At 44.2% G+C, this 14,468-nt stretch carries 9 protein-coding genes and 2 pseudogenes; 7 read left to right on the top strand and 4 right to left on the bottom strand.

Annotated elements, in window-relative coordinates:
• Positions 1-254: 254 nt before the first annotated feature.
• The 4 genes from bcp to JCM15124_RS11535 all read left to right on the top strand — a co-directional run bounded on the left by bcp (position 255) and on the right by JCM15124_RS11535 (position 5,234).
• Entirely contained in the window at positions 255-716 is a 462-nt protein-coding gene (bcp, locus tag JCM15124_RS11550) for a thioredoxin-dependent thiol peroxidase (protein WP_024999524.1), read from the top strand.
• A 10-nt stretch (positions 717-726) separates the two neighbouring features.
• Positions 727-1,512: a TIGR02757 family protein gene (locus JCM15124_RS11545; protein WP_024999523.1), complete on the top strand. Its 786-nt coding sequence runs from the start codon at positions 727-729 to the stop codon at positions 1,510-1,512.
• A 274-nt stretch (positions 1,513-1,786) separates the two neighbouring features.
• Positions 1,787-4,375: a porin family protein gene (locus tag JCM15124_RS11540; RefSeq protein WP_232220179.1), complete on the top strand. Its 2,589-nt coding sequence runs from the start codon at positions 1,787-1,789 to the stop codon at positions 4,373-4,375.
• 13 nt (positions 4,376-4,388) lie between these two features.
• Positions 4,389-5,234, top strand: a complete 846-nt coding sequence (locus JCM15124_RS11535) for a GLPGLI family protein (RefSeq protein ID WP_024999521.1) — start codon at positions 4,389-4,391, stop codon at positions 5,232-5,234.
• Between the two features lie 401 nt (positions 5,235-5,635).
• Here JCM15124_RS11535 and JCM15124_RS11530 read toward each other — a convergent pair whose 3' ends face one another.
• From JCM15124_RS11530 to JCM15124_RS11515, 4 genes and pseudogenes are all read right to left on the bottom strand, one after another.
• The gene (locus tag JCM15124_RS11530; protein ID WP_024999520.1) at positions 5,636-6,637 is read right to left on the bottom strand and encodes a peptidoglycan DD-metalloendopeptidase family protein; all 1,002 of its coding nucleotides are present in this window, start codon (positions 6,635-6,637) and stop codon (positions 5,636-5,638) included.
• 267 nt (positions 6,638-6,904) lie between these two features.
• Positions 6,905-8,998 (bottom strand): annotated as a pseudogene (gene recG / locus JCM15124_RS14335) (ATP-dependent DNA helicase RecG).
• Between the two features lie 110 nt (positions 8,999-9,108).
• On the bottom strand, positions 9,109-9,783 hold the full coding sequence (locus JCM15124_RS11520; RefSeq protein ID WP_024999519.1) for a 2-C-methyl-D-erythritol 4-phosphate cytidylyltransferase: 675 nt from the start codon (positions 9,781-9,783) through the stop codon (positions 9,109-9,111).
• Between the two features lie 69 nt (positions 9,784-9,852).
• Positions 9,853-10,422 carry a DJ-1 family glyoxalase III gene (locus JCM15124_RS11515; protein WP_024999518.1) on the bottom strand — a complete coding sequence of 190 codons (570 nt, stop codon included), beginning with the start codon at positions 10,420-10,422 and terminating at the stop codon, positions 9,853-9,855.
• Between the two features lie 236 nt (positions 10,423-10,658).
• Here JCM15124_RS11515 and JCM15124_RS11510 point away from each other — a divergent pair, with 236 nt between their 5' ends.
• The 3 genes and pseudogenes from JCM15124_RS11510 (at position 10,659) to JCM15124_RS14330 (ending at position 14,268) form a co-directional block, all read left to right on the top strand.
• A complete protein-coding gene (locus tag JCM15124_RS11510; RefSeq protein ID WP_024999517.1) occupies positions 10,659-11,546 on the top strand; it encodes an NAD kinase in 888 nt (295 codons plus the stop codon).
• 49 nt (positions 11,547-11,595) lie between these two features.
• Entirely contained in the window at positions 11,596-13,320 is a 1,725-nt protein-coding gene (locus tag JCM15124_RS11505) for an ABC transporter ATP-binding protein (RefSeq protein WP_024999516.1), read from the top strand.
• 22 nt (positions 13,321-13,342) lie between these two features.
• A pseudogene (locus JCM15124_RS14330) lies at positions 13,343-14,268 on the top strand (redoxin domain-containing protein).
• The last annotated feature ends 200 nt before the right edge of the window (positions 14,269-14,468 follow it).

The raw sequence follows: 14,468 nt of genomic DNA, 5'->3' as shown, positions 1-14,468 counted from the left end.
TTTTTTCCTGAATAGTATATACGTTCTGCAAAAAAGGTAGTATCGTTCCATAAAAAAGGTAATATTGTTCCGTAAAAACAGTACGGACGAATTATGCAAAATGATATTTGAAAATGCATAAATTCTATATTGATTTTGCGATAACAACTCTTTAAGTTTATATAGATTATGCAAGAGAAACGGAATAATTACAAAAATAATAACTAACTTTGCAACAGTAGTAACTCAATAAAACAATTTAAACACATTAAAGTATGAATATAGGCGACAAGGCTCCCGAAATATTGGGAACCGACCAAGACGGAAAAGAAATCAGACTAAGCGACTATAAAGGCAAGAAGATTGTGCTTTATTTTTATCCGAAAGACTCTACGCCCGGCTGCACATCGCAGGCTTGCAGCCTTCGCGACAACTACGAGCTGATGCAGAAGCGCGGTTACGCCATAATCGGTGTGAGCGTTCAGGACGAGAAATCGCACAAGAAGTTTATCGAGAAATACAATCTTCCTTTCCCATTGATAGCCGATGTAGACAAGAAACTGAACGAAACGTTCGGTGTTTACGGCGAAAAGAAAATGTACGGACGCACCTACATGGGCACTTATCGCACCACATTTATTATAAACGAAGAAGGTGTGATAGAAGAAATCTTCACCCCAAAGCAAATCAAAGTGAAGGAACACGCCGAACAAATCTTGAAGTTAGGGGCGGAATAAAAGCATAATTGTGAAACAAACACAACGAATAAGCAAAGCCACGAAAGAGAAACTCGTGGCTTTTGCTGCTCTATACGAGAACGAGAACTTCCTTGACGGCGACCCATCGTGGTTCATGCACCAAGTAGATGGCAGGCAAAACAAGGAAGTAATGGCTTTCATTGCAGCGTGTTTAAGCTACGGTTCGCGCAAAGTGTTTATGCCGCGCATTCGGTTCCTGCTCGATTGTGCCGGAGGAAATCCCTACGAGTGGATTGCCAAGAAAGCGTTTCGGAACGATATTCCCGACAATTCCGCTTGCTTCTACCGCCTTTACACCAACCACACCATGCACGCATTCTTCTCTGCACTTGCCGAAATGCTGAACCGTCATGGCAGCATTGCCGACTATATAAAATATTTTGCAAGCCGGAAGAACGGCGAAACAACCGCTAAAGTAGAAGCCATCGTTGCCGTAGAAGCACTGTGCACCTTTTTCGCCGAACGACAAGTGGTGGGCATTGTGCCCAAGAACACTTCGTCGTCGTGCAAGCGCATCTGTATGTTCCTGCGTTGGTTGGTGCGCAACGACTCTCCCGTCGATTTGGGAATATGGCACGATTTCATCGACAAGCGGTCGCTTATAATTCCGTTGGACACACACGTATTGCAGCAAGCAACCCACTTGAAACTGCTCAACACCTCTTCGGCAACGATGTCGGTAGCCCGCCGGCTCACCGATGCTTTGCTGAAAGTTTTCCCCGACGACCCACTGAAAGGCGACTTTGCCCTGTTTGGCTACGGCATAAATTCGTAGTCGCAGGGTACAATGCTACTCCGGTAGCGTGCAATCATACTCCGGTTTAGGTAAAAGGTAGAAAAGAAAGTTATTCATCGTACATTTTCTTATAGCATTAGCCGCGCAAGTAAGCAGAAAGACAATAAAATTGAAAAAACGCAAATTCTGTGAAAAAGATGCAGACATTTTTGGAATAGTAGTGGCTTTTCCCTATATTTGTCTACAGATATACAAAAAAGACAATCTGTTGAAATCTAAGCAAATAAGAAAAATGGGAAGAAAGTGTCTTTATATGTTATTCTTATTGTTTGTGCCTTGTTCATTATATAGTCAGACAGCACAAACTAAACTTTGGGGAAACGTAAAGAATACTTCCGGCGAAGTAATGGATTTTGCCGGTATTATAGTTGCAAATCCCCAATCGCCTAACAAGATACTCGCATCAGCATATACCGATGAGCAGGGCAAGTACCAAATAACTGTTGGCTGTAACAGCGACAGTCTGCTGCTCCGTGTATCAAGAATAGAGATGAATCCTGTTGTCATGAAGATACCGAATCGGTCAGGAGAGCATAATATTGTGGCAGATGCAAAGACCATTGAATTAAGAGAAGTTACCGTTAAGGCTAAAAAAGTATATTCGCGGGGCGATACCATTAATTACAATGTGGCTTCTTTTCTTTCCTCATCTGACCAATCCATTGCTGACGTACTGAAGAAAATGCCGGGCATTGCGGTAGCAAAAAATGGACAAATATCTTATCAAGGTAAACCTATCAAGAACTTCTATATTGAGGGACTTGACTTAATGAAAGGACATTATAATATAGCCACGAACAATATCGACCCCAAAAATGTAGGAACGGTGCAGGTATTGGAAAGCCATCAAGACATAAAAGCACTGAAAGGGCTGCGTCCCGAAGAACAAGCCTCTATCAATATTCGCTTAAAAAAGGGCGTAAAGGGCGTATTCAACTTAATTACGACGCTTGGAAATGGCTATGGTAACAACACCTTATGGAACAATGGTGTCATTGCTACCTATTTCAAACGCAACAGTCAGTTTCTTTCTACTTATAAGGGGAACAACACAGGCGAAGACTTATCGCAGGAACTCTACTCTTTTGATAACGACTATTCACGCACAAATGCAATTTCCGGCATCACAATGCCATCGGCTCCCGGCATAGACAAACGTTTTTATTATTTCAATCACTCCCACAATGCGACATTCAACAATGTTTACCGGATTGGTAAATCGGGAGAATTGGGTATCAATGCAGCATATCTCTATGACAAAGACGAACGCAGCAGCCGGTCGAATACGAGCAATATGCTTCCTGACGGTTTGCGGAATGTGGTTGAAGAGACGATGGCAGGAACGGCTAAACAGCAAAAAGCGTATGGCGACGTATCCTATCTCAGCAATAGCGAGCATCGCTATTTGAAAGAACAAGTGAAGTTTGATTGGAGTAAAACCAATGCCGATAGCCGAATACTGGCAGGCAACAAAGCTATTGAACAATTTGGAAAAATAGATTGCTACCGTATTCTTAATAAACTGCATCTTACCAATCGGAACTCTGAATATCGGGGTTACGAATTCATTTCTCTCGTTAATCTTGAAAAGCGACCTCACCATCTTACGGTTCTTCCTAATCTTTTCTCAAATATTATTGTAGATAATACATTACACCAGCAGGTAAATGTTCATAACTTTTCAACGGAAAACAGCTTCAGTTTGCTCTCTGCATGGAGAAAAGGCAACATTAGTTTGCGTCCTTCCGCTACGATAGACTTTCAGCATAATGCGCTGAACAGTTCGCTTGCAAGTTTCCGAAACGAATTAAACTTCAACCTTTTCAATGCCGGAATTGGTGCAGAAACTACATACGACATCGGCAAACTATACGCTTCTTTATATTTACCGATAAGATACAAGCACTTCCAACTGACTGATTTTACAACGGAACGAACAACAAAAAAGTCTCGATTGCGCTTGGAACCCCATCTAAATGTTACTTATCGTATTAATGGAAGCCACGAATTAAGCTTGAAATCCGACATTTCATACTCAACTCCTGTCATTGAAAATCTGTACACCAACAATATTCTAACCTCGTACCGACAGCTCTCGGCATACGATGTTACAGGCTTGTTCGAAGGATTAAACCAATATTATACTTTTGGCTACTCATTCAAAAATATTATTTCGATGAGTTTTGCAGGCATCGACTTCTCTTTGTATCGACAGTGTCCGGAGGTGCTTTATGGTTCATATTATGACGGTATCGCTGAACGCACCATCAGCCAACACACAAATGAGAAAGCCAATACATTCATTACGAAAATCCATGGTAGCCAAGGATTCGATTGGAAACGGCTGAAAATCGGATCATCGCTGTCTTATTCGCATTACGACAATCCGCTATTGGTGCAAAATTCACTACTTCGTTATACGGGCGATGCTATATCGACAAATGTTGATATAAGCCTTACACCATTCAAATGGCTTACCACTTCGTATCAAGGAGAGTACTATTGGACAAGCACAAAGCAGCAAGGTTTTCAACGCCAACCTTGGTGGTGCTCGCTGAACAACGCCGCTTCTTTAAACTTCACACTGCCCGGCGACATTACGTTTTCAACTTCTTTGAACCACTATTACAATAAATTCAATAGCGGCGATAAATCTTTTCTCTTACTCAATGCCGAAGCAAAATATGCCATAAAGCGTTTCAGCTTTATACTGTCATGCGACAATCTGTTCAATCGCGATACCTACTCATATTCCAATATATCGGCACTCACAGAGTCAAGGTCGATATATAACATTCGTCCCCGCAGTGTTTTGCTGAAAGTAAGATTTAGAATAATATAAATAAATATAGATTATGAAACAGCTTTCCATTATTGTCTGTATGTTTGTTTCGCTTACAGCACAGGCGCAAGTTACTACGCCGTTTCCGCAAGAGCTTCGAAAAAGTACTGCCATCGATACGGCGCGCTATAAAATTACGTACAATCTGAAATACAAAAACCACCCTGCCGACAAGACTTATATTGACGATGTACGCAATGTATATATTGGCAGAAACTACGTAAAAGATTTCAGCGACATTATATTTCACTTTGATTCGCTCTGCACAGAAGAGTCTAAACGTGGAGCTACGGCACTGTCCAATATTCAAGGGACGCCATTGCCAATAGAGTTAGTGTTTGAAAAAGCAGGCAGAAAGGCAGATATTAAATACCGTATGCCATTAAAAACCGGTGTTCTGACGTATCAGCAAGATGTGCCGCAAATGGATTGGACTTTCACAGAAGAAACCGATACCATACTTGGATATGCCTGTTCCAAAGCTACCACGGCGTTTGCCGGCAGAGATTACACAGCATGGTTCTCCACGGAAGTACCTCTACCTTTCGGACCTTATAAGTTTGGAGGATTACCGGGCTTAATATTAAAGATACAAGACAATGAATTGCAATACATCTGGGAAGCAATAGGATTTGAAAAAACGAATGTTCCCATATTGGAATATCGTTATGAAGGAGAGAAAAAATGCTCTGCAGAAGAAGCAAGCAAAACCATCGCCCGCATATTCAAATCGCCATTTTCCTTTATAACAGCAAGTATGGGAGGGGGTAAAGTAACCATAATAGGTAAAAATGGGAAGCCTCAAGAATCGACCAATCCCGATGCTTACTCCATTTCATACAAAGCTTTGGAACAATAAATTTGGGCAAATGAAACACAAGTTATTGTTGCAGTTTAAAGCGAACAAACCGCTCTTTTTTGTAAAGAAAAACTTATCGAAAAAACGGTAGTTTCGTTTTGACGTTGCGAAAGCGTAGGTTTTGCGTTGTAAAACCTACGCTTTTGCATTGCAAAACAATAGGTATTGCAAAGCATTGGTAGCGAGCGAGTCAGGCAAGATGTATTATTGCGAATAATGTTTACAGTTTTCTCGCCTTATTTTTGCCTGTGTAAAGATGTGTGAAGGCGAAATGAAGTAGGGGATAAAAGGTTCTTTATACACCGAAAGATGTATATTCGGAAAGAGCAAAAAAAAGAGCGAAACCCTGTAAAAGAGTTCCGCCCTTGTGTATTTTATTGCTTTTTCTGTTTCAGAAAGAATTAGCTGTATCTTAAAATCTGCCCTTGTACGAGCTTTGTATATACACCCAAGTGGTTCAGTTTGCACAACTGTTCCTTGCTGATGCCGTGCTGGCGCGCAATCGATTCGAGTGTTTCGCCTTCCGTTACCTTATGGTAGAGTATTTGGTTGCTGTTGGTTTGCTGTGCAACCGAATTGCGACGGGCAGAGAAATCGGTGTTGGTTGTGTTATTGTTGTTGAAAGTTGTATTGCTGCGTCCTGTTCCTTGAATGTTCTCGCGCGAATATCCCGGACTTGCTGCAGTGCCCCGAAGTGCTGTTGCGCGTGCCGATTCGCTGTCTACTGTCTGTCTGCGGAACACGTAGAAGTCGCCCGTTACGTCCTGATTAGGGAAATCGAAGAGCAGTGCGGGATTAATGGCAACGCCTGCCAAACGTGTTTCAAAGTGAAGGTGAGAACCTGTAGAGCGTCCTGTATTGCCACCGAGTGCGATGGGTTCGCCTGCTCTTACAATTTGGTTTGCGTGGACAATTTGTTTTGAAAGGTGTCCGTAGTATGTTTCCAAGCCGTTGTTGTGGCGTATGATAACATATTTTCCGTATCCTCTGGCATCGTATCCTACAACGCGAACCTTGCCCGAAAAAGCTGAACGTATGGTGTCGCCGATATACACTTTAATGTCAAGTCCTTTGTGAACACGTCCCCAACGGCGACCGTAGTTGCTGGTAACAACTCGGCTTGGAGTAGGCATGTGGAAGCCACGCAAGTCGATTTTGTAAGCATCGGGTAGGTATCCTTGTGCATGAGTCTTTGATGTACTCCAGTCGCTGTAAAGCATTGAAGCCGGATTTTCTATTTCTTCTACCTCTTGCAAACGATTAATAACGATTGTGTCTAAAGTTTTTGCGCGTCGGTCTACGGGCGATTGGCGTGCAATCAAGTCTTGTGCGCACGCGGGTGTTGCTACAAAACCCAACAAAGCCGATAAACCTAACGTTCTTACTATTTTCTTTAAAGTCATTATTACCTTATTTCTGTTTCGGTTATGATTAAACTGGAACCAACCATTATGGTTTCCAATGTGTTATTCTTAAATAGTTGAACAATACAAAAGGCCAACTAAATGATTTAAGAACGTTGCAAAGATAAGTAATTTCTCCTAAAGTCCTTTCTTTCTTAACAGTTTTTATTGTATCTAAAAATCAGCGAAGTGCCTTTGTTATATATTTGTATATTTACGTTTTCTCCCCTTATATTAGGCGTTTCAAGTCTTTTTTGAAAAGCGTGTTTACGAAATAGCCGCCCAATTAATATTAGCTTTTCTTAACTCTTTTAGCCTGTTCCATAGTAAGTTATATTCACTTTTCGAGCAGGTTGGGTCGTTGTCTATTATCTTTTTAGCCTCGTCGCGGGCAAGCTGCACCAACTGTCCGTCGCGGGCAATATCGGCAATTTTCAGGTCGAAAGCTATTCCGCTCTGTTGTGTTCCTTCAAGGTCGCCGGGACCACGGAGCTTCAAGTCGGCTTCGGCAATCTCGAATCCGTCGTTCGTATCGCACATTATATCGATGCGCTTGCGCGTTTCGGCGGTCAGTTTTTGGCTCGTAACCAATATGCAATAGCTTTGTTCGGCACCTCGACCCACTCTGCCACGCAGCTGATGGAGCTGCGACAAGCCAAAGCGTTGCGCATCTAAGATTACCATTACACTGGCATTCGGTACGTTTACACCTACTTCTATCACGGTGGTGGAAACGAGAATCTGTGTCTGTCCTTCCACGAAGAGTTTCATTTCGGCTTCTTTTTCCTTGTCTTTCATCTTGCCGTGAATCTTGCTCATCTTATATTCGGGAAAGACTTCCTTCAGTGCTTCGTAGCCGCTTTCAAGGTTTTAAGGTCTATCTTTTCGCTTTCCTTTATCAAAGGAAACACAATATAGACCTGTCTGCCTAAGTTTATCTGCTTGCGAATGCCGTCGTAAAGACTCGTTGTCTGCGTGTCGAACTTATGAATGGTTTGTATCGGTTTGCGTCCGGGGGGCAGTTCGTCTATCACACTCACATCTAAGTCGCCGTATAAGGTCATTGCCAAGGTGCGCGGAATGGGGGTGGCAGTCATTACAAGAATGTGCGGTGGGTTTTCGTTCTTGCTCCATAGCTTTGCCCGTTGTGCCACTCCGAAGCGGTGTTGCTCGTCGATGACAGCCAAGCCGAGGTTGTTGAACTGCACCTTATCTTCTATAATGGCGTGTGTTCCCACAGCAATGTGAATGGAACCGTCGATGAGTCCGTCCATTACTTCTTTGCGCTTCTTGCCCTTTACGATGCCTGTGAGCAGCTCTATGCGTATGTTCATACCCCGCAAAAAGTCTTTTAGTCTGCAAATGCTGTTCGGCAAGTATTTCGGTAGGTGCCATCAGGCAAGCCTGATAACCGTTGTCGATGGCTATGAGCATAGACATAAGCGCAACAAGGGTCTTGCCCGACCCAACGTCGCCTTGTAAAAGACGGTTCATTTGCCGACCGCTTCCCATGTCGGCACGTATTTCTTTCATTACCCGCTTTTGTGCATTGGTAAGTTCGAATGGCAGGTTGTGCGAGTAGAACCAGTTGAACTGTGTGCCGACGGTTTTGAAATTGTAGCCGCGATACTTACGGCGGTGGTCGCTGGCATACCTTAATATATTCAACTGAACGTAGAAAAGCTCTTCAAACTTCAGGCGCATTTGTGCTCGCTGCGTATCTTCCACCGATTTGGGATAGTGGATTTTGCGCATCGCCTCGTCGCGCGAGATAAGGTGCAAGCGTTGTGTAATGAAGTCGGGTAGGGTTTCCGGCAATGGCGTCGCCAACTTTTCGATAAGCGTTTTCGTAAGTTTTTCGACGGCGTGCGACGTCATTCCCGACTTCTTCATCTTTTCGGTGGTCGTGTAAAACGGCTGCATACCCATGTTGTTGAGCTGCAACTCCGAAGCGTCGTCTATGTCCGGGTGTGTGAATTGAAAGCGTTGGTTGTACAAAGAGGGCTTTCCGAACACCACATACTCCTTGCCTATGAAGTAGTTCTTGTAGATATATTGCGTTCCGTTGAACCAAACGAGGTCGCAAACGCCGTGCCCATCGGTGAAGTGGGCGACGATACGCTTCTTCCGTCGCCCCATATCAAACTCTTCAAAGCTAAGGATATGCCCCTTGATTTGCACAAATGGCATATCGGGAACAAGCTCCGAGATGTGGTAAACCTTTGTGCGGTCTACATATTTGTATGGATAGTATTCCAACAAATCGCGGTAAGTACAGATGCCGAGTTCCTTTTTCAGAATCTCTCTGCGGCGCGGTCCTACCCCTGTCAGGTACATTATGTCTTGTTGGAGTATATCCATTTGGGTTCTTTTAACTTGTTTTCTCTTTGCTTTGAACTTGTTTTTTTCTTTGCAATGTCTGACTTATGTTGTCCTTTCCGTGCTTCGATGGCAATACCGAAGGCTTTTGCTTATTTCTCTTTTACGAGTATTTCAGCCAGCTTTAAATCTAACGGTGTTGTTATTTTAATGTTCTCTCGGTTGCCTTCCACTAACGAAATCTTGCAGCCGAATTGCTCCATAACGGTGGCGTCATCGGTGAACGACTCTTGAAAAGGCTGTGCAAACGCCATTTTAACCATCGTAATGTTGAACACCTGCGGCGTTTGTACACTGCGATAGTTGGCACGTTCCACGCTTTTTGAGTTGCCGTTCTGTTCCATTATGCGCAAACTGTCGGCTATGGGCATCACGGGCGTGGCTGCACAAGTGCGTTGTGCCTCGTCGTAACATCGCTTGATGGTATCGACAGATACGAAAGGGCGCACTCCATCGTGAAATCCGACAAGTCCGTCGTCGCTTTCCGAAATCAGCGATAAACCGCTTTTCGATGATTCGAAGCGTGTTGCACCACCGTCGGCAATCTGATGTGCGATGGTGAAAGTATGCTTTTCGCATAGTTCCCGCCACATTTTCTGTTGGTCTTTAGGCAGTACGAGGATTATTTTCAGTGCCTTGTCGTACTCGTGAAAACGCTCAATGGTGTGCATTAACACAGGCTTTCCACCAATGGGAAGGAATTGTTTGGGCAGTTCGCTCCCCATTCGTAAGCCCTTTCCGCCTGCTACAATGACGATGTAATTCATTGTTTAATGAAGTTTTCCGGATAGTTTAATAAAACTTTCCAAATAGTTTAATGAAGTTTTCTGAATAGTTTATTGAAACTTTGTTAGTTCCGAAACCAGCATTCCGTCCTTTACTTCTTGTGCCGTTGCTGCAGAAGTGAGTTGCTCCAAGATAGCAAAACCATAGAGAAACGCTGCCGCAGGTCCTTTCCCTGTGGTTATGTTGCCGTCTATCGTGCAAAGTTCTCCGGTGTGTTCAGCACCTGTCAGTCGCTTTTCAAAACCGGGATAGCAGGTTGCGCACTTTTCTTTGAGCACGCCCACAGAGCCTAAAACCATTGGTGCAGCACAGATTGCGCCCAATCGTTTGCCTTTTTCGTTCTGTTCAACGAGTAGTTTACGCAAACCTTCGTGTAAGTTTAGGTTTGCCGCACCGGGCATTCCGCCCGGCAACATAAGTATGTCTGCATCTGAGAAATCGTCTATTTCATCGAACAACAGGTCGGCTTTTACCGTAACTCCGTTTGCCGATTCCACCATTAAACTGTCGGAAATACTTACTGTTTTCACTTCAACGCCTCCTCTGCGGAGAATGTCTACGGGTGCTAAAGCCTCAATATCTTCAAAGCCATTAGCAAGAAATTCGTATGCTTTTGCCATATATTTTTCGTTTAAATCTTTAACATTCCAACTTATTTCGTTATTTTTGCAAAAGAAAACGATTGATTAAGACTTTTTGGCACAATTGCCATAAAGATGCTTAACAATGCGTTTCGCTGCTTAAAAACCCAAATGCAAATATACAATATAATTCACAATTTGGCGAAAAAGTAGCGTAGAAAAGATTTATTATGGGCAGCATTTAAAGGCTGAAACATATTTAAAACAGAATATTTATGGCAGGTAAGAAACTTAGTTTCGCTATTTTTGGCAGTAACAGGCAGGCACTTGAAACCGCTTGTATAAGGGAAGTGCTTGACTATCTTACCAAGTGCGAAGCTCAAATCTTTATTGAAGAGCGTTTCTACGAGAACCTTTGCAAGGTTTTAAACAAAAAGGTGCAAGTGTCGGGAGTGATTAAAGAGGAAGACTTTCATACCGATTATGCCATCTCTTTGGGCGGCGACGGTACGTTCTTGAGGGCTGCCGGCAAGGTAGGAGCAAAGAAAATTCCAATTATTGGTGTAAACATGGGACGCTTGGGCTTTCTTGCCAACGTGCTGCCGAGTGAGATTAAAGAGACTTTAGACGATATATACAATGGTAATTTCGACATCGACGAACGTTCGGTTATCAAGATTGAATCGGAAAACGGGTCGATAGAAACCTATCCTTACGCCCTGAACGATATATCCATACTAAAGCGCGACAACGCTTCGATGATTACAATACATGCCAGTATCGACGGCGAATACTTGGTAACGTACCAAGCTGACGGTTTAATTGTAAGCACACCGACCGGCTCTACGGCTTACTCGCTGTCTAACGGCGGTCCTATCATCGTTCCGCGAGGAGGCATCTTGAGCCTTACACCCGTTGCACCGCACAGCTTAAACATTCGTCCTATCGTGCTCAGCGACGATGTTGAAATACGCTTTGAGGTGGAAAGCCGTAGCCATAACTACCTTGTGGCTATCGACGGACGCTCTGAAACGTTAGAAGAAAGTACAGTATTAAGCATTCGGAAAGCACCTTTCGTTATCCGAATAGTAAAGCGTCGCACCCACAGCTACTTCTCTACGCTGCGTACAAAGCTAATGTGGGGTGCCGATTTACGGAAATAAAAGGAAGCAACAGAGCCGAATAACAGAGGCAATAGAATCAAGAAAGCAAATGAGGATTAAAGCACTTTTCAACACTCCGAAGACCAAATACGGTGCGAAAGAAATATTTAGATGGCTATGGCGTGCTTGGCGGGGCAACCGATTGCAAGCCGTGCTCAATGCAATAGTAGGACTTTTAGGCGTGGTAGTATCGCTTTCGTCGGTGTGGGCTGTGCAACACGCCATCGATGTCGCATCGCACGAAGTTGAAGGCAGAATTATTATAGCCGTACTCCTTATGGGTGCCCTCATATTGTGCAGCTTTGCCTTGAACATTGCATCGGTTTGGATTCGTAATATCTTAGGAATAAAAGCCCAAAACCGTATGCAGCAGAAGTTGCTCGACCGCATTTTGCGCTCTAAATGGAACGGAAAGGAAAGCCATCATTCGGGCGACGTGCTGAACCGATTGGAGATTGATGTGGCAAACGTGGTGAATTTCCTGACCGAAGTTATTCCCAACTCGCTTTCAACCTTAGCACTCTTCGTCGGTGCATTCGGTTATTTGTTCTTAATGGATTGGCGTTTGGCAATCGTTATTGTGATAATGATTCCCATTTTCATACTTTTCAGCCGCATTTATGTAAGGCAGATGCGCCATTTAACGAGCGAAGTGCGCACGTCAGACTCGAAAGTGCAAAGCATTCTGCAAGAAACCATTCAGCACCGTATGCTTATAAAGACCTTGGAAGGCGACGGAGCGGCTGTCGATAAGTTGGAAGACACACAGAGCGTGCTGCGAAACAACGTGGTACGTCGCACGAAATTCTCGGTGTTCTCTTATCTTGTGCTCAACTTAGGCTTTTCCATTGGCTACCTTATCGCCTTTACTTGGGCTGCTGTCAGACTTTCGGCGAGCACATTGACCTTTGGCGGCATGACGGCTTTCCTGCAATTGGTGAACAGGATACAAAGTCCTGCACGCCAGCTTACACACCTTGTACCGCAATTTGTTTCGGTTTTCACAGCCGCCGAACGATTAATGGAGTTGGAAGAAAACCCTTTGGAGGAGCAGGGAGAGCCTATCGAAATGGCGTCGCCGTGCGGTGTGCGCTTCACCGATGTGGCTTTTGCTTACGAAGACTCGGAAGATAACGTCATAGAACACCTTTACTACGACTTCTACCCGGGCTCTTGTACGGCTATTTTGGGCGAAACAGGGTCGGGAAAAACCACCATTGTGCGTATGATTTTAGCACTTTTACAGCCCAATAGCGGTAAAGTGGAAATCTACAATCAGAAAGAAAGCCGCGAATTAAGTCCGCTTCTGCGCACCAACTTCGTATATGTGCCACAAGGAAACACGCTTATGAGCGGAACCATTCGCGACAATCTGCGACTTGGAAAGATAAATGCCACCGACGAAGAGATGACAGAAGTGCTGAAACAAAGTTGTGCCGACTTCGTATTCGACCTTCCCGACGGTCTCAACACGCAGTGCGCAGAGCAGGGAGGTGGGCTCAGCGAGGGGCAGGCACAGCGCATTTCGATAGCACGTGCTTTGCTTCGCAACCGCAGTATAATGCTTTTCGACGAGGCTACATCGGCACTCGACCCCGATACGGAGCGAGAACTCTTGCAGAATATTCTCTCGAAACACAACAAAACCATAATTTTCATTACCCATCGCCCTGCCGTGGTGGAATATTGCGACCAGACCATCGAGGTGAAAAAGCAACATTCACACAGAGAATACATAAAAAGGGCGCAGGCGCAAAATCCAACTGACAGATAAAAAAACATTAAAGAGAAATAAAATGAAAAGAATTATTCTATCGGCAATGCTTCTTTTGGCAACTTTCGCCACTGCTATGGCGCAAGACTTAGACAGCAAATATGCCACAAAACTACTGAAGCCGGGCACTGTTGCACCCGATTTCACGCTGCGTACAGCTGACGAAAAGGACATAAAACTCCGTGATTTTCGTGGCAACTACGTTGTTTTAGACTTTTGGGCATCGTGGTGCCCTGATTGCAGAAAGGACATTCCGGCGATGAAACAGCTTTGGAGCGACTTTATGGACTACAATGTGCGCATCATCGGTATATCGTTCGATACGAGCAAAGAGGCTTGGGTAAACACTTATTGGGACAAATATCAAATGAATTGGACGCAGGTGAGCGAACTGCGGAAATGGAAAAAGGAAACCAAAATAGACCGCTTGTACCGCGTAGATTGGATTCCAACGATGTATCTGATTGACCCGAACGGAAGAATAGTGTTGGGTACGGTAGAGATAGAAAAGCTGCGTGCCACCTTGGAAGAGCTGAAACCCCGATTGAAGATGTCTCTGCCGACGTCATGCCTGCCTACGTGGGTGGCAACGAGGCTATGGAACAATACTTGAAAGAGTATCAACTCTATACTTTGCAGACGCGCAAGATGCGCATCGATGCTAAGGTAGAAGTGTCGTTCAGCATCGAAATGGACGGAACGGTTACAGGTGCACGCGTTCTGAACGTTGCGGACTTGAAGGCAAACAGTCCTAAATACGATAAGCTAACCGACGAAAAGAAAGCCGAAGTAATGGCTGCTGCCACCGAACACTTCCGTAAAGAGGCTGTTCGCTTGGTGGAACGTATGCCGAAATGGACACCCGCACTGAAGAACGAACGCCCCATAAAGGAGAAAATGACCATCATCATAGAGTTCGACCCTTATTATAAAGGTCCTAAAAAATAAGAACTTTCCGAGAAGCGGGGCAGCCGGTGTATGGCTGTTCAATTTGTTTTGCAGTCTTGAATTAGAAGCAACAGTTGCTTTCATCGTTGTTTAAATAAGTTATTAAGCGACACGAAAGCTACGGATAGAATATATAGGGGCGTGATTTGCCACTTTCCTGACACCGAAGAAAAATTGTGTTGGATACAAGGAACGTGGCA

The sequence above is a fragment of the Prevotella falsenii DSM 22864 = JCM 15124 genome, from assembly GCF_000613945.1.
Taxonomy (GTDB): Bacteria; Bacteroidota; Bacteroidia; order Bacteroidales; family Bacteroidaceae; genus Prevotella; species Prevotella falsenii.
Note: the sequence above shows the minus strand (reverse complement) of the source record. Positions and strands in the feature narration are given on the sequence as shown.